The organism is Variovorax sp. FW301-JW7, assembly GCF_058788795.1.
In genome coordinates this window covers 171896-186736 of the sequence record NZ_JBYTBC010000011.1, presented here as the reverse complement: position 1 = coordinate 186736, position 14841 = coordinate 171896, and the positions used below count along the sequence as shown (strand labels likewise).

Below are 14841 nucleotides of genomic sequence, written 5' to 3'. Positions count from 1 at the left end.
GAAGCCTTCAGGCTCACAAAGCGGGTGGGTCAGTATTCGACGGAAATCTAGGGTCAGAGATTGGCGGAATCCAACAGACTGCGTGGACGAGAGAATTCGCACGCGGATGCCCGATTCAGCAGTCGCAACTTCAATGGCCTTGGCGAAAGTTTGCTTCGATCTTGTCCATGAGGAAATCAGCAGTTGCAGCCAGCCTTCTACCTGGCTTGCATCGGCTTCGACATGGATCGCGCACTGTGTGCGTAGCTGACGGCGCAGCCTACCGACTCTAGCGAACGCGCCACTCCTCTGCTCGCCATAGAGAACCACTACTTGCGCGGACTCTGTTGTGCGAAGTGCTTCGACGGATTCCGCTACAACAAGATCGGCAATCCTGGAGTCCGGAACCCACTCAAAGAACTGTCGAACTTCGTCGCGAAACGTCTCGGGAGAAAGGCTCGGACTTGTCACTACGCACAATCCGCGCTCCGACATTGTCGAGAGGGGGCGTCGCGGCTTGGCACGTCCTTCCCACTCCGGAAACACCTGCCCGGGTCCAATCAATTGCGACAGCTCAGAGGTGACTGCGTCGATGATGCTAGGACCACCTTTCCAATCCCAGACTGATCTGACGACCTTGATCCGAGGCGGACCTCGCCTGTCCAGTGCTTCAAAGGCTCGACCAATGGCAGTAGCCCGGAGTGGGTCAACCCATTGAGCAGCATCCACTACGCTGGAGTCACCGCCCCATTTTGCAAGGCCGCTTTTCGGAACAGTGCGCTCAAGCGACATCCCCGCTTTCGAAGGATCATCCCACCAGGCCCACTCATCGCCCTCCAGAAGGATGCCGAGCGCGGCTCTTGCCGCTGGACCGAGGTGGGCATCCTCTTCGCCCAGCCATCGAATGTCTGCTTGGTTCTTGTCCATGGGGATCCTCAAGGCCTTGCGCTCACTTCTTCCGAAGTGGCCTAGTGTTGCAAAATGTGTCGCAACTATAGGATACGGTGGGCCCCTTCCCTGTACAGCTAGGGAGAGATACGAAGACAACTGCGCTCGCGGAGCATTGCGACCCACTTGCGGCGGACTTGGACGAGCGAGGGTTGCGGCTTGTTTCTGTTAAAGCGTGGCTGCTGCTCGGATAACTTGATCTCCCAGCCGCCCGGATAGAAGAGCCCTGACGGAGGTTCGCAGACGACGTGGCAGGCGCGCACTGCCGTGGCAGGTGCAACGGCATGCGTTCTCCGCTCTGAGTTATTTCGTTTTGTTCGACTTGTCGTAGTCTGACTACGACAAGTCGAACAAATCAAAGCGGATGGCCGCTGAGAAGCTCAGCGCTGCGGCATATCCTTCACCGAATACCCAAGGCTCACAGTCGCATCCTCCGGAATCCCCGGCATCGTCGCATTCCACTCCTGCCACTGCGCCCGCATCGCCTCCAGCCGCTGCGGCTCCTTCTTCCCCAGGTTCGCGCGCTCGCGCTCATCGGCCGGAATGTTGAACAGGTACTCGTTGCCGTCGACCTTCAGGTACTTCCAGTCGCCGTCGCGCATGGCTTCCTGGCCGCGGTGGTTCATGCGCCAGTGCAGGGGGCGGCGGAAGGTGTGGGTGGCGTCTTTCAGCACGGGCATCAGCGACACGCCATCGAGCGGGTACGCCGCGTCGGCCTTCACGCCGGCGGCGTCGAGCATGGTGGCCGACCAGTCCATGGTCATGCACAGCTGGGTGCTCTCGCCGCCCTTGGCGATCACCTTCGGCCAGTGGGCAATCCATGGCACGCGGATGCCGCCTTCGGTCAGGTCCATCTTGCCGCCGACGAGCGGCCAGTTGTCCGAGAAGCGCTCGCCGCCGTTGTCGCTGGTGAACACGACGAGGGTGTTGTCGGCCATGCCGTGCTTTTCGAGCGCGGCCATGATCCAGCCGATGCCTTCGTCCATGTGATGGATCATGCGGCGGTACACGTGGATGTTGCCGCCCGACAGGTCGAACAGGTTGTCCTTCACGAGCGGCGCCTTGTCGGCGTCGTCGCGGGTTTCCCACGGCCAGTGGGGGGCGGTGTAGTGCAGGCTCAGGAAGAAGGGCGCCTCTTGCGTGGCCATGCGCTCGACGTAGTCGACGGCGCGCTTGGAGAGCACGTCGGTCAGGTAGCCCTCGTCGTCCTTGTGCTCTTCTTCGCCGTACCAGAGGTCGTGGCGGCCGGCCGAGTCGCAGTGGGTGAAGTAGTCGACACCGCCCGACATGGGGCCGAAGAACTCTTCATACCCCGAGCGCAGCGGGCCGAAGCTGGGCGGGTAGCCCAGGTGCCACTTGCCGATGAGCGCGGTCTTGTAGCCGCTGTCTTTCAGCAGCGACGGCAGGGTGGGGTGCTCGGTGGGCAAGCCCAGGGTGGTGCTGCCGCGGCTGCGGCTGTTGATGGGCTCTTCGGCCGCGCCGCGCAGGCGGTACTGGTAGCGCGCGGTGATCATCGCGAAGCGCGTGGGCGAGCACACGGGCGAATTCGAGTAGCCCTGCGTGAGCTTCAAACCGTTGGCGGCCAGGCCGTCGAGCACGGGCGACACGCGGCCAAAAGGCGCCTCGCGGCCTCCGTAGCAGCCGAGGTCGGCATAGCCGAGGTCGTCGGCCACGATGAAGATGATGTTGGGGCGGGTGCTGCGTGTCGTCATAAGTCGGAAGGTTTTTCGATCAGGGCTGGTAGCCGGATTTCTGCACGACCGGGGCCCATTGCGCCTTGTAGGCTTTGAGCATCGCGGCGGTCTGTGCCTGGGTGCTCACCACCGGCGTCATGCCGGCGTCCTTGAACTTGCGTTGGGTGTCGGGGTCTTGCATCACGGCGTGGATGGTGGTGGCCAGGCGTTCGACTTTCTCCTTGGGCATGCTGGCCGGCGCGAAGAAGGTGTTCCAGCCGGTGGCGGCGAGGTCGAGGCCGGCTTCCTTGAAGGTCGGAATGGTGGGCGCGAAGGGCGAGCGCTTTTCGCCCGACAGCGCCAGGATGCGCAGCTTGCCGGCGGTGTGCTGCGGCAGCACGACGTCTTCGGTGTCGACGGCAATGGGCACCTGGCCGCCGATCAGGTCATTCAGCAGCGGGGCGGAGCCGCGGTAGCCGATCACCTGGGTCTGCACCTTGGCCTTCTCGCCCACCATGAGGCCGAAGAAGTGCGGCAGGCTGCCGGTGGCGGGCACGCCCACGTTGGCCTGCTGCGGGTTGGCGCGCATCCATGCGAGCAAGTGGTTCAGCTCGCGCACGGGCAGGGTGGGCGACACGGCCAGCGCAAAGTCGTAGGCGTTGACGTGCGACACGGGCACGAAGTCGCGCTCGGCGTCGTAGCCGTTGTCCTTGAAGACGAGCGGCGCCACCACCATCACGGCGGGGTTGGCGAGCATCAGCACGTTCTGGTTGGCGGGCGTGGCCTTGGCCTGCTGCGCGGCCAGGCGGCCGCCCGCGCCGGGCTTGTTGTCGACGATCACGGGCACGCCGAGCTGGGCCGCGAGCTTGTCGCCCACGATGCGCGCCACGCGGTCGGTGGCGCCGCCGGGCGCGTAGCCGACGACGATGCGCAGCGGGCTGTCGAGTGCGGCTTGGGCGGCCTGTGCGCGCGCGAGCGTGGGGGCGGCGATGGCCGCCACGAGGCCGGCCATGGCCAGCACGGTGGCGAGGCGACGGCGGGCCGGGTTGAAGGAAGAAGCGAAAGCGGGGAGGGCGCGCGGGGTCATGAAGGGTGTGTCCTTGGTGTCGATCGGTCGGTCAGTCATTGGCCTGGAAGTTCACGGCCTTCATGATGCCGGCCCAGCGGGCAATGTCTTCGCGCATGGTCTTCACGAGCGCTTCGGGGCCGTCGGCCACGGGGTACATGCCGTTCTGCAGCAGCAGCTGGCGCACGTCGCGCGAGTTCACGGCGCGGATGATTTCGGTGCGCAGTTTCTCGGCGGTGGCGGGCGGCGTCTTCAGCGGCGCGTAGTAGGCGAACCACGCGGTGGCCACCACGTCCTTGTAGCCGCTCTCCACGAAGCTGGGCAGCTGCGGCATGAGCGGCGAGCGCTTGTCGCCGCTGGTGGCCAGCACTTTCACGCGGCCAGTGGGCAGCATCTGCTGCGCGCCGCCGATGGTGTCGAAGTACACGGGCACGGTGCCGCCCATCACGTCCTGGCGCGCGGGCGTGGAACCGCGGTAGGGCACGTGCACCATCTTCAGGCCGGCCGCGCGGTTGAGCATTTCGCCCAGGAAGTGCGAGGGCGTGCCGGCGCCGTACGAGCCGAAGCTCACCTTGTCACCCTGTGCCTTGGCCCAGGTGATGAACTCGGTCAGGGTGTTGGCGGGCACGTCCTTGTGCACGGTGAGCGCCAGCTCGAAGCGCGCGGCGTTCACCAGCGGCACGAAGTCCTTGATCGGGTCGTACGACAGGTTGCGGTAGGCGCTGGGGAACATGGTCATCATGCTCGCGGTGCCCAGCAGCAGGGTGTGGCCGTCGGGCGGCGCGGTCTTCACGGCGTCCACGGCAATGCGGCCGGCCGCGCCCGAGCGGTTGTCGATGATGAGCGGGCCCAGCGAATCGCGCACCTGGTGGGCAATGGCGCGGGTCAGCACGTCCTGCGTGCCGCCGGCGGGCACGCCGATGAGCACCTTGATCGGCTGGCCGGGGGTGAAGGCGGCGGGCTGCTGCTGCGCGAACGCAAGCGGTGCGAAGGACGCAAGGGGGGCAAGGGCCAGCCCGCCAAGGGTGGTCAGGGTGCGGCGGCGGGTCGGGTCGGGAAGCTGGGGCATCGTCAATCTCTCCGGGGTCTCGTTCGGCGTTCGGCAGGGTCTGTGCGTGGCCGGGGCGGGTGGCCGCGGCTGCGGACGATTCTGGAGACGCTACATTCGATTGATCAAATCAACCATCGCCCGGATTTACCCGGCCTTTCGAGACCCCGCCCCATGACTGCCGAAGACGCCGCCACCCCGCCGCGCCGCCCGCTGGACGACCTGCTGCTGTACCGGCTGTCGCGCCTGCTCGCGGTGGCGGGCAGCATGGTGATCCGGCTGTGCGAGGGCCGCTTCGGCATCACGCGGCGCGAGTGGCGCCTGATCGCGGTGCTGGCCAGCCGGGGCGAATTGGGCTCGTCGCAGCTGGCCGAGCATGCCCAGCTGGACCGGGCGCGCACCTCGAAGGCGGTGGGCTCGCTGGTGGCCAAGCGGCTGGTGTCGCGCACGGCGCTGGCGGGCGACCGGCGGCAGGTGCGGCTGGGCCTCACGGCGTCGGGGCAGGCGCTGTACGACGAACTCTTTCCGCTGGTGACGCGCATCAACGCCGAGCTGATGGGCACGCTCGACGCAGACGATGCCGCGCGCTTCGACGACGCGCTGCACCGGCTGCAGGCGCATGCCGAAACCATGGTGGCGCAGGCAGTGCTGCCCAAGGCCGACCGGGGGCGCCATGGGGCGGCGGCTGCGGCTGCAGGCAACGGCAAGAAGAACAGCACGGCGCGCAGCGGCAAGGCCGTCAGTCCACCTTCATCCCGGTCGCCTTGACGATGCGGCCGTAGCGCGCCTGTGCCGTGGCCAGGCGCGTGGCGGCGGCGGCATCGGTTTCGGCCAGCGGCACCATGTCGAGCGAGGCCAGGCGGGCCTTGAGTTCGGGCAGGGCCAGCGCCTTGTGCAGCGCCTGGCGCAGGGTCTGCATCACGGGCTCGGGCGTGGCGGCCGGCACCATGGCGAGGTAGAGCACTTCGAACTCCAGGTCTTTCAGGCCCAGCTCGCCGACGGTGGGCACCTCGGGCAGCAGCGGCGCGCGCTGGCGGCCGGTGACGGCCAGGGCGCGCAGCTTGCCGCCCTGGATCTGCGGCAGCACGCCCGGCGTGGCGACGATGCCGGCCTGCACCTCGTTGCCGAGCATGGCCATCACGGCCGGGGCGTTGCCCTTGTAGGGCACGTGCACGATCTTCGCGCCCGTGGCGCTCGCAAAGATCTCGGCGGCGATGTGGCCCGGGCTGCCGTTGCCGGCCGAGCTGAAGGTGGCGGGCTCGGCCTTGGCTTGCGCGATGAAGTCGGGCAGCGTCTTGGCCTTCACCGAGGCGGCGGTGGTGAAGCTCAGGCCCGACGAGCTGAAGATCATCAGCGGCTTGAGGTCTTTCGCCGCGAAGGGCATCGAGGCGTACAGGTGCGGGTTGACGGTGAAGGTGCTGTCGATGCCCAGCAGCACGGTGTAGCCGTCGGCCGCGCTCTTGGCCACGGCGTCGGCGCCGATGTTGCCGCCCGCGCCGGGGCGGTTGTCGACCACGAAGGGCTGCTTCAGGTCTTTCTGCAGCGCGTCGGCCAGCGCGCGCCCGAGGATGTCGATGGGGCCGCCGGCCGGGAAGTTGACGAGGAACTTCACGGGCTTCGCGGGGTAGCTCGCCTGGGCCTGCGCGGCCGGTGCGGCGAGGCCGAGGGCCAGTGCGGCGCAGGCGGCGGCGAGCGTTAGGCGGCGGCGCGCGCCAAAGGAAGAGGAAGGCTTCGAGGAAAAAATCGTGGTCATGGGCTGCTTTGTCTGTCTCCGTATCCACGGCACTCTAGAAGGCTGCGCGGCGCGGCACAACTGAAGTCTCTTCCGCCAGCTATTCCCTCTGGTTATATTTGAAAGCACGTCGCCCCACAGGCTTCGAGGAGAACCGCATGTCAGCCATGAACTTTGAGCGCCTGAAGATGCGCCACCTGCAATGCCTCGTCATGGTGGCGCAAGAGCGCAACCTGGTGCGCGCGGCCGAGGCGCTGTCGCTCACGCAGCCGGCGGTGTCGAAGACGGTGGCCGAGCTCGAAGAGATCGTCGGCCGCCAGTTGCTGCTGCGCCGCCGCCGCGGCGTGGAGCTCACGCCGGCCGCCGAGGTGCTGGTGCGCCATGCGGTGTCGGCGCTGCGCGGCCTGCGCGAAGGCCTGGGCCTGGCGATGGACCAGCCCGAGGCCGACCAGTTGCGCGTGGCGGTCGGCGCCTTGCCCAACATGGCGGCGCACCTGCTGCCCGAGGCGGTCGCGCGGCTGCATGCGGCGCACCCGGCGATGCGCGTGCGCGTGGTGAGCGGCACCAACGCGCAGCTCATGACGCAGCTGCGCCAGGGCGAAATCGACCTCGTGCTCGGCCGGCTGGCGCAGGCCTCGGCCATGGCCGACCTGGCCTTCGAGCAGCTGTACAGCGAGGTGCTGCTGCTGGTGGTGCGCCCCGGCCACCCGCTGGCGTCGCGGCGCAAGCCCACGCTCGACGCGCTGGCCGCCTACCCGCTGGTGCTGCCGGTGTCGGGCACGCTGATCCGGCACACGGCCGACGCCTTCCTCATTGCGCAGGGGCTGGCGCTGCCGGCCCGCCTGGTGGAGGCGACGGACACCAGCTTTGCCGTGGGCCTGTTGCAGCGCTCCGACGCGGTGTGGTTTGCGCCGCAGGGCGCGGTGGAAGGCTTCGTGGCGCGCGGCGAACTCCAGCGCGTGGCCATCGACACGGCAAGCACCGAAGGCCCGGTGGGCGTGACCGTGCGGCGCGGCAGCGAGACGGGCGAGGGCGCGCGGCTGCTGCTGGACACCATCCGGGGCATTGCGGTCACACGCGCTGCCTGAAGGGTTTCTTCAGGCTTCCTTCAGAATAGATCGAGCGCTCGGTCTAATAATTTGGGCGTGACCGAATTCCGCGAGAACCACCGTGCGCAAAGTTGACCCCGAACGCCAGCAGGCCAAGCGCCGCCAGATCCTGGAGGCCGCGGGCGACTGCTTTGCGCGGCGCGGCTTCCATGCCACCACCACCGCCGAGATCTGCGCCGCCGCGGGCATGAGCCCCGGCAATCTCTTCCATTACTTTCCCAGCAAGAACGCGATCATCGAGGCCCTGGCCGAAGAGGAGTGGCGCGACACGGCCGCGTACTTCGCCGCGATCGACGACGACCCGCCCGACCCGCTGGAGGTGGTGCTGTCTTTCCTCGACGTGGTGATGGTCTTCGCCTCCGACCGCAGCTACTCGCGGCTGGCGCTGGAGGTGGCCGCCGAGACCCTGCGCAACCCGGTGGTCTGCGCCAGCGTGGCTGCGGGCGACACCGAAATGCGCGACGGCCTTGCCGCCCTGCTGCGCAAGGCCGCGGCGCGCGGGCAGATCGACCCCGAGCTCGACCCCGTGCAATCGGCCAACTGGATCGCCGCGCTCATCGACGGTGTGTTCTCGCGCCTGGCGCTCGACACGGGCTTCGACCCGGCGCGCGAGGCCCCGATGCTGCGGCGCGTGGTGAGCCGCTTTCTCGCGAAGCCGGGGCGGGGCGCATGAACCCCACCCCCGTTGCAGTCGAGCGCCAGTCGCTCGTCGATGCGTTGCGCGGCTTTGCGCTGCTGGGCATCCTGGTCGTGAACATCGCGGCCTTTGCCTCGCCGTACTACGGCCAGCCGCTGCCCGACCCGATGATGCGTTCGGGGCTGGACCGCGTGGCGGCCTTTGCCGTCGCCTTCCTGTTCGAGACCAAGTTCTACCTGCTGTTCTCGTTCCTGTTCGGCTACAGCTTCACGCTGCAGATGCAGTCGGCGCAGCGCAGCGGCAAGCCCTTCGTGCCGCGCCTGGCGCGCCGGCTGGTGGCGCTGTGGTGCATCGGCGCACTGCATGCGGTGCTGCTGTTCCATGGCGACATCCTCACGACCTACGCGGTGCTTGGCGCCGTGCTGCTGGCCCTGCGCCACCAGAGCGACGCGGTGCTCGCGCGCTGGGCGCTGCGGCTGGTGCTGGCGACCGCGATGGTGTGGGGTGCCATCGGCATGCTCGCGATGCTGGGCGGCCCGGCGACCGAAGACGTTCTTCGCACCGCGAGGGCCGACGCGGCCTCGGCGCTCGCGGCCTACCGCGGCACGGCGGCGACGGTCATCCGCCAGCACCTGCGCGAGCTGTCGCAGGTGTGGATCGTGCTCGGGCTGGTGCAGGCGCCGATGGCGCTGGCGATGTTCTTCGCGGGCGTCATCGAGGGCCGCCGCAATCTGTTCGCGCGGGCCGAGCGCTACCGGCCGCTGTTCAAGCGCCTGCTGGTGCCCGGGCTGGTGCTGGGGCTGCCGGGCGCGGCCGTGTATGCGTGGACCGCGTCGGTCGTGCCGGGCTCGCGCTGGGACGTGCTGGGCCTGGCGGTCGGCGTCTTCACCTCGCCGCTGCTCACGGCGACGTACGTGGGCGCGATGATGCTGCTGTTCCAGTCGCGCTGGGGCGGTTGGCTGGCGCAGGCGCTCGCACCGGCGGGGCGCATGGCGCTGTCGAACTACCTGCTGCAGTCGGCGGTGTGCGCGTGGCTCTTCCTGGCATATGGGCTGCGGCTCATCGGCGAGCTCGGGCCGTTCATGAGCCTCATGGTCGCCTTCGGCATCTTCGGCGCGCAGATGCTGGTCAGCCGCTGGTGGCTGGCACGCTTTGCGTACGGCCCGGTGGAGTGGGTGCTGCGCGCCTTCACCAACCTCGAATGGCCCGCCCTGCGGCGTATGCAACGGTCACGTTGAGCGACGAGAATGCCCTCGTTCCAACGAGGAGGATGCGCCGATGAGTTCCATGGAAGACGTGTGGGCCTACCGTGAAGAGACGCTCTACCCGCGCCTGTTCGGCCCCGAGCGCACCGGCATCTACGTGCTGGACTTCGACGACTTCAAGGCGCTGGGCGCCGAAGACGTCGATCCGCGCTGGCTGCACCTGGGCGTGTTCGAGTTCGCGCCCACGCCGGTGCGCAACACCTGGCTGTACGTGACCTCGGGCGGCTCCACGCCCTGGGAAACGGAGCCGGCCGACTACGACCCCGAGGACTATTCGTGGATCGGCTCCGAGCTGGTCATCGAGGTGCCCTCGCAGCCGCAGGACCAATGGGCCATCAAGCTCCTGCGCCGCCTGCTCGCCTACAACGTGCTGCTCGCGCACTCGCACTTCGGCGAAGACAAGCAGCCCTTCGACTACGGCGACCGCATTCCCGTCGGCGAAGCGATCCGCGAGAAGGGCACCGTGGCCTTGCGGCATGTGGTGTTGATGGAGCCGAAGCACTACCCCGCGACGGCGCAGCTCGATTCGGGCCGCTTCGACTTCCTGCATCTCGTCGGCATCAACGATTCCGAACGCGACTGGGCCAAGGCCCACAGCTCCGAGGCGCTGCTGCGTTTGCTCGAAGTGCACGGCGGCGCGCCGGTGACTGACGCGCGGCGCAAGGCGGTCGTTTGAGCCGCGCCAAAGGTGCGGCCGCCGCCGGCGGTGCCGAGCGTTCGCACGGGCGAGCGCTCGAGCTGGCCGAGTCGCTCGGTGCGATGGGCCCCATCGAGGTCAAGCGCTTCTTCGGCGGCTTCGGCCTCGTGCAGGCCGGCGTGCAGTTCGCCTTCGTGATGAAGGGCACGCTGTACCTGCGCGTGGACGACGCCACCCGGCCGGAATTCGAACGCCTGGGCGCGGTGCCGTTCTCGTACGCGACCAGCGCCTCGACCGTGAAGGTCGCGAGCTACTACGAGGCGCCGGTCGATGCGCTCGAAGACCCACACGCCATGCGCGACTGGGCGACGAAGGCGCTGGCGAGCGCGCTGGGTGCGCGCAAGCACGTGCGCCGCAAGCTGGGTAGTTGATTCCTCAGCGCGACAGCAACGTCGACAGCTGAAACACCGCAAAGCCCAGCAGCAGCGCGCCCGACAGCTTGTTGATGCCCTGCAGCACGCGCGCGCCGAGCTTGTGCCGCACCATCGACACGATGCTCGACAGCCCCAGCCACCACAGCGCCGAGCCGAGGAACACCCCCAGCACCATCGTGAGCGCCGCACCGCTGCCGCTGCCCACATGGCCGCTGCCGAGCGACGCGAACACCGCGACGAACGACAGGATCGTCATCGGGTTGGCCAGCGTGAGCACGAACACCGACAGCAGCGCCTTCACCGGCGTGGCCGCGTCTTCCGCGGTGCGGGCCTGCGTGGCCGCCGGTGCGCGCAGCAACTGCACGCCCATCCACGCGAGAAAGGCTGCACCACCGAGCGCCAGCGGCACGCGCGCCGCGACCATCGTCGACACCACGGCCGACACGCCGAACGCACCGATCGCGCCGTAGCAGGCGTCGGCCAACGCAGCGCCGAGGCCGCTGAGAAAACCGATGGTTCGGCCGTGCGCGAGCGTGCGCTGGATGCACAGCAGGCCGATGGGGCCCACCGGCGCGGCGATCGACAGCCCGATGACGAGGGCCTTGAGAAAGAGAGCGAAGTCCATGCCGACGATTGTTCGGCGAGGCCTGCATGGCGAGAATGGCGAAATTCAGGCGTAAGGCATGCCTTGCCTGAAATCGGAAGCGAAACTCTCAATCGGGCCTGAAATCCATGGAAATCGACGCCAAGAACTGGCAGATCCTCGACGTGCTGCAGCAGGACGCGCGCACCTCGCTCACGGCGCTCGCGCGGCAGGTGGGGCTGTCGGTGCCGTCCACCTCCGAGCGCGTGAAGCGCCTCGAAGAGGCCGGTGTCATCGAGGGCTACCGCGCGGTGGTGTCGCCGCGCAAGGCGGGCTACACCGTGACGGCGCTGGTCGGCATCACCACCGCGCAACCCGACAAGGCCCGGCTGCTGAAGCTGCTCGGCAGCCGGCGCGAAGTGCTCGAGTGCTTTCACGTCACGGGGCAGGACTCGTACGTGCTGAAGGTGGTCGCGCGCGACATCGAGCACCTCGAAGCCTTCGTGAGCAGCATCAACCACCTGGGCGAGACGCGCACCTCGATCGTGATGTCGGTGCCGATCGCGGCGCGCGCGGTGGCGGCGCCGGCGGGTGTGGACGGGGCCCGCGCCGCAGCGGGCGCATCGAAGGCACGCGGCTCGTTGAACAACGAATGACACCGGCTGCGAACGTGTGTGATCAGCACGCGCTCGAAACTGACGGTTTTCAGGGGCAGTTGACAATTGCTGTCGGTGGGTGGGCTGGCTGCGGGATATGGTGCGAGCGCTCGCCGTGAGGCGGGTCTTCGGGATGAAAAACCAACTCCAACTCTGAACCATCACCACCATGTCTCTTGTTCTTCGTTCTCTGCTGGCCGCCGCATCGCTTGCGGCCTTCACCCTTCACGCACAGCCCCTGGACTACGACCACCAGGAAAGCTGGAAGGCCGTGCACGACAGTGCGCAATCGCCGATCGACATCGCCCCGCAGCAAGCCCGGCCCGGCGATGCGAGCGAACCGCAGGGCCTGCGCCTGGGCCGCACGCGCGCCAGGCTCGAGGTGGTCGACAACGGCCATGCCGTGGAGGTGGAGGCCCGCGGGCCGGAAGCCATGATCCGCGGCCGTCACTTCAAGCTGGCGCAGTTCCACTTTCACGCCGAAAGCGAGCACACCGTGGACGGCGCGCACTTTCCGCTCGAAGGCCACTTCGTCCTGCGCGCCACCGACGGCCGCCTGGCCGTGATCGCCGTGATGTACCGCGAAGGCGCAGCCAATCCGCTGGCCGGCAAGCTGCTCGCGGCGCTGGGCAAGGAGCACCATGGCGAGGTGCCGATGACGGACATTGCGGCGCTGCTGCCCGCGCGCATGGGCTACTTTCACTACCTGGGTTCGCTGACCACGCCGCCGCTGACGGAGAACGTCGAGTGGTACGTGCTGCAGGCGCCGGTGACCTTGTCGTCCGCCCAGATCGCCGGGTTTCGCGCGCACTACGGCCACAACAACCGCGCGCTGCAAGCGCTCAACGGACGCCCGCTGATTCGCTACCCGGCAGCGCACTGAGTCATCCACCGGGCCCGCCCAAAAAAAAGGTCCGCACCAGGGCGGACCGAATGGACCCGCCTGACGGGCTCCTGGAGAAACGGAACATCCGCGGGCGCAGGGCCGCCCGCGGTCATTCACTCACTTGCTTCCTTGCTTCTTTGCGCGTGACAGTCTTCCCTGATCAGAACGAGTGGCGCAACCCGACGTCGTAGCCCGTCGAGGTCTTGGGCACGAACACCCCGGTGTTCACGAAGGCGGGGCCGCCGACCGTGAGCGCCGCGCCGTTCTTGTTGCTGATGCGCGCGACGGTGGCGTACAGGGCGGTGCGCTTGGACAGGTTGTGGATGTAGCCGATGGCCAGCTTGTTGGCCTTGGGGTCGGCGACCGACGGCGTGAACGGCAGGTTGACGGCGTTGAGGTCGTACTTGACCTGTGAGTACGAGGCGCGGATCAGGCCTGGGCCGACCGGCGCGGTCACGCCGATCAGGTAGCCCGTGAGGTCGACGTCCGGCGCGCCGCCGGCCAGGGGCGTGACGGCGTAATCGCGCGTTTTCTTGATTCGCGACAATTCGCCGAACAGCTTGACCACGCCGAAATCGTAGGAGCTGCCGAGATTGAAGGTCTTGACGTTGTCGGTGGTGCCCGCATAGAAATTGTCGGCCGCCGTGCTGTTGCCGTACGACACGGCCACGTCGAACGGGCCATTGGCATACCCGACACGTCCGCCCAGATAACGGCCTGCGCGCGATGCCGCCGAATTGCCCGAATTGAGCGCGCCAAGTGCATTGACGCCAGGTGGCGTTGCTGTGCTGGGGTCGTATTTGGTGTTTTCATGCAGCGCGTACATGAATTGGCCATAAAAGCCGCCAAGATTCTTCGGCAGGAAATAGCCGATCGAATTGCTGGCGCGGTTGTAATTGAGGTCGCCGCCGAAGCCGCCCGAACCGCCGCCGGCGTTCGTGTTGGCGGCGGTGAAGATCAGGCTGCGGCCCACGCCGACGATGCCGAAGGGGTCGAACACGATGTCGTTCCAGGCCGTGGGCACGTAGTCGCGGCCCAGGCGCAGTTCACCGAAACCGCCCGACAGGCTGACCGTGGAACGGCGCTGGAAGGTGGTGATGCCGGTCTTGCCGTCGTCGGGGCTGATCGGCGCCTCGAGCCAGAAGCTGGCCGCAAGCCCGCCGCCCAGGTCCTCGGTACCGCGAAAGCCCAGCCGGCTCGTGGAATAGCCGCCCGAGCTCAGCGCGGTCTGGCTCGCGGTGCGCGTGCCCTGGTTCACGTAGAACGGGTTGAACAGCGTGGCGCCGTTCATGTCCTGCGATTTGGACGAGTAATTGCTGATGCCCGTGTCCACCACGCCGAACAGCGTGACGGAAGACTGTGCATTGGCGAACCCGACACCGAACAGTGCGGCGGCCGTGAGGAATTGTCTTTTCATTGTTGCCCTTGAATTGAATATGAAATTCATCGCTCCCACGCACCGCGTTGGAGCTCCGGTTCGGCGTGCGGAAATAAATTCAATTGATTTCTTCTGCCTTCCGCATGGTTCATGCGTCTGGGCAAATCATATCGATCGATTGCGACAGAAAAAGACCGAAACCGCCTTTTTCAATTACGTTTTCCGTGCAGCCGGGTTACGAATTGGAAAGCTCCGCTTGCCGCTTGCAGAGAATTGATGAATTGGTCTTCATCCTGTCGTTTTTGTAATTGAACCGTTCGCGCGGCGACGGTCCGAATTCCTAGCGTGTCGGCATGGCGAAGCAAAACCGCCATCGCCGAAGCGGGTGGTCCTCTTCGGCGTTCAACGAAGGAGATGACACATGACGAACAGGAAGATGGCCTTTGCGCTGGCGGCGATGGCCGCCGCAGCGCTCCCCCTGGTGGCCGGCGCACAAACCAGCCCGCAGCACGTCGAGGGGCCGGCGCATTTCGCGGCGACCGAAGCCGGCATCAAGGAGCACCCCGAAAACGCCGGCCCGGGCAAGACCGACGCCCAGGTGGTGGCCGAACTGCGCGCCGCGCAGCAAAGCCCCGAGTGGGCCGGCGTGCTGCGCTGGGGCGCACCGATCCCCGTGAAGGCCACGCAACCCCGCACGCGCGCGGAGGTGGTGGCCGAGCTGGAGCGCGCGCAGTCGCAACCGGGCTGGGAGCGCGCCTCGCGGCTGGGGGCGCCGATGGTGCTGCCGGCGGCGGCGCCTGCGCGGTAGGG

The 14841-nt window shown here is 67.5% G+C and carries 16 protein-coding genes; 9 read left to right on the top strand and 7 right to left on the bottom strand.

All coding sequences use genetic code 11. The features are described from left to right. From AC3WQM_RS26370 to AC3WQM_RS26355, 4 genes are all read right to left on the bottom strand, one after another. The coding region (locus AC3WQM_RS26370; protein ID WP_492682891.1) for a hypothetical protein at positions 1-906 on the bottom strand (906 nt) is incomplete at its 3' end. Between the two features lie 401 nt (positions 907-1307). Then, positions 1308-2639 (bottom strand): sulfatase family protein, encoded by a 1332-nt coding sequence (locus AC3WQM_RS26365; RefSeq protein ID WP_492682889.1) that lies wholly within the window; start codon positions 2637-2639, stop codon positions 1308-1310. Between the two features lie 19 nt (positions 2640-2658). Beyond that, a complete protein-coding gene (locus AC3WQM_RS26360; RefSeq protein WP_095949153.1) occupies positions 2659-3612 on the bottom strand; it encodes a Bug family tripartite tricarboxylate transporter substrate binding protein in 954 nt (317 codons plus the stop codon). A gap of 106 nt (positions 3613-3718) precedes the next feature. Then, positions 3719-4735: a Bug family tripartite tricarboxylate transporter substrate binding protein gene (locus tag AC3WQM_RS26355; protein WP_492682887.1), complete on the bottom strand. Its 1017-nt coding sequence runs from the start codon at positions 4733-4735 to the stop codon at positions 3719-3721. A gap of 153 nt (positions 4736-4888) precedes the next feature. On the opposite strand from AC3WQM_RS26355, the gene AC3WQM_RS26350 reads away from it, so the two are divergent. Beyond that, the gene (locus AC3WQM_RS26350) at positions 4889-5482 is read left to right on the top strand and encodes a MarR family winged helix-turn-helix transcriptional regulator (protein WP_492682885.1); all 594 of its coding nucleotides are present in this window, start codon (positions 4889-4891) and stop codon (positions 5480-5482) included. Here AC3WQM_RS26350 and AC3WQM_RS26345 read toward each other — a convergent pair. Further along, positions 5454-6467 (bottom strand): tripartite tricarboxylate transporter substrate binding protein, encoded by a 1014-nt coding sequence (locus tag AC3WQM_RS26345; RefSeq protein WP_095746123.1) that lies wholly within the window; start codon positions 6465-6467, stop codon positions 5454-5456. The genes AC3WQM_RS26350 and AC3WQM_RS26345 overlap by 29 nt on opposite strands. A 137-nt stretch (positions 6468-6604) precedes the next feature. Between AC3WQM_RS26345 and pcaQ the strand changes: the two genes are divergently transcribed. The 5 genes from pcaQ (at position 6605) to AC3WQM_RS26320 (ending at position 10525) form a co-directional block, all read left to right on the top strand. After that, complete coding sequence (gene pcaQ, locus AC3WQM_RS26340) at positions 6605-7534, top strand: pca operon transcription factor PcaQ (protein ID WP_492682883.1); 930 nt, start codon at positions 6605-6607, stop codon at positions 7532-7534. An 82-nt stretch (positions 7535-7616) separates the two neighbouring features. After that, positions 7617-8228: a TetR/AcrR family transcriptional regulator gene (locus tag AC3WQM_RS26335; protein ID WP_492682881.1), complete on the top strand. Its 612-nt coding sequence runs from the start codon at positions 7617-7619 to the stop codon at positions 8226-8228. Next, positions 8225-9430 (top strand): DUF418 domain-containing protein, encoded by a 1206-nt coding sequence (locus AC3WQM_RS26330; protein WP_492682879.1) that lies wholly within the window; start codon positions 8225-8227, stop codon positions 9428-9430. The genes AC3WQM_RS26335 and AC3WQM_RS26330 overlap by 4 nt, the downstream gene beginning before the upstream one ends. Positions 9431-9470: 40 nt before the next feature. After that, entirely contained in the window at positions 9471-10133 is a 663-nt protein-coding gene (locus AC3WQM_RS26325; protein WP_307589002.1) for a suppressor of fused domain protein, read from the top strand. Between the two features lie 83 nt (positions 10134-10216). After that, positions 10217-10525 carry a TfoX/Sxy family protein gene (locus AC3WQM_RS26320; RefSeq protein ID WP_492682895.1) on the top strand — a complete coding sequence of 103 codons (309 nt, stop codon included), beginning with the start codon at positions 10217-10219 and terminating at the stop codon, positions 10523-10525. Positions 10526-10529: 4 nt separating this feature from the next. On the opposite strand, the gene AC3WQM_RS26315 is transcribed toward AC3WQM_RS26320, so the two are convergent. Beyond that, a complete protein-coding gene (locus tag AC3WQM_RS26315; RefSeq protein WP_492682877.1) occupies positions 10530-11153 on the bottom strand; it encodes a LysE/ArgO family amino acid transporter in 624 nt (207 codons plus the stop codon). Between the two features lie 107 nt (positions 11154-11260). Between AC3WQM_RS26315 and AC3WQM_RS26310 the strand changes: the two genes are divergently transcribed. Together AC3WQM_RS26310 and AC3WQM_RS26305 are read left to right on the top strand one after the other, a co-directional pair. Continuing rightward, positions 11261-11767, top strand: a complete 507-nt coding sequence (locus tag AC3WQM_RS26310; protein WP_492682875.1) for an Lrp/AsnC family transcriptional regulator — start codon at positions 11261-11263, stop codon at positions 11765-11767. A gap of 169 nt (positions 11768-11936) precedes the next feature. Then, on the top strand, positions 11937-12650 hold the full coding sequence (locus tag AC3WQM_RS26305; RefSeq protein WP_492682873.1) for a carbonic anhydrase family protein: 714 nt from the start codon (positions 11937-11939) through the stop codon (positions 12648-12650). Between the two features lie 163 nt (positions 12651-12813). On the opposite strand, the gene AC3WQM_RS26300 is transcribed toward AC3WQM_RS26305, so the two are convergent. Beyond that, on the bottom strand, positions 12814-14070 hold the full coding sequence (locus AC3WQM_RS26300) for a porin (RefSeq protein ID WP_492682871.1): 1257 nt from the start codon (positions 14068-14070) through the stop codon (positions 12814-12816). Positions 14071-14452: 382 nt separating this feature from the next. On the opposite strand from AC3WQM_RS26300, the gene AC3WQM_RS26295 reads away from it, so the two are divergent. After that, the gene (locus AC3WQM_RS26295) at positions 14453-14839 is read left to right on the top strand and encodes a DUF4148 domain-containing protein (protein WP_489058821.1); all 387 of its coding nucleotides are present in this window, start codon (positions 14453-14455) and stop codon (positions 14837-14839) included. Positions 14840-14841 lie beyond the last annotated feature (2 nt).

What these genes read in the sequence shown, in the direction of transcription:
- AC3WQM_RS26295 (WP_489058821.1), top strand. Translation starts at nt 14,453, where the DNA reads ATGACGAACAGGAAGATGGCCTTTGCGCTGGCGGCGATGGCCGCCGCA.
- AC3WQM_RS26365 (WP_492682889.1), bottom strand. Translation starts at nt 2,639, where the DNA reads ATGACGACACGCAGCACCCGCCCCAACATCATCTTCATCGTGGCCGAC.
- AC3WQM_RS26315 (WP_492682877.1), bottom strand. Translation starts at nt 11,153, where the DNA reads ATGGACTTCGCTCTCTTTCTCAAGGCCCTCGTCATCGGGCTGTCGATC.
- AC3WQM_RS26345 (WP_095746123.1), bottom strand. Translation starts at nt 6,467, where the DNA reads ATGACCACGATTTTTTCCTCGAAGCCTTCCTCTTCCTTTGGCGCGCGC.
- AC3WQM_RS26300 (WP_492682871.1), bottom strand. Translation starts at nt 14,070, where the DNA reads ATGAAAAGACAATTCCTCACGGCCGCCGCACTGTTCGGTGTCGGGTTC.
- pcaQ (WP_492682883.1), top strand. Translation starts at nt 6,605, where the DNA reads ATGTCAGCCATGAACTTTGAGCGCCTGAAGATGCGCCACCTGCAATGC.
- AC3WQM_RS26320 (WP_492682895.1), top strand. Translation starts at nt 10,217, where the DNA reads ATGGGCCCCATCGAGGTCAAGCGCTTCTTCGGCGGCTTCGGCCTCGTG.
- AC3WQM_RS26305 (WP_492682873.1), top strand. Translation starts at nt 11,937, where the DNA reads ATGTCTCTTGTTCTTCGTTCTCTGCTGGCCGCCGCATCGCTTGCGGCC.
- AC3WQM_RS26325 (WP_307589002.1), top strand. Translation starts at nt 9,471, where the DNA reads ATGAGTTCCATGGAAGACGTGTGGGCCTACCGTGAAGAGACGCTCTAC.
- AC3WQM_RS26355 (WP_492682887.1), bottom strand. Translation starts at nt 4,735, where the DNA reads ATGCCCCAGCTTCCCGACCCGACCCGCCGCCGCACCCTGACCACCCTT.
- AC3WQM_RS26310 (WP_492682875.1), top strand. Translation starts at nt 11,261, where the DNA reads ATGGAAATCGACGCCAAGAACTGGCAGATCCTCGACGTGCTGCAGCAG.
- AC3WQM_RS26360 (WP_095949153.1), bottom strand. Translation starts at nt 3,612, where the DNA reads ATGGCCGGCCTCGTGGCGGCCATCGCCGCCCCCACGCTCGCGCGCGCA.
- AC3WQM_RS26330 (WP_492682879.1), top strand. Translation starts at nt 8,225, where the DNA reads ATGAACCCCACCCCCGTTGCAGTCGAGCGCCAGTCGCTCGTCGATGCG.
- AC3WQM_RS26350 (WP_492682885.1), top strand. Translation starts at nt 4,889, where the DNA reads ATGACTGCCGAAGACGCCGCCACCCCGCCGCGCCGCCCGCTGGACGAC.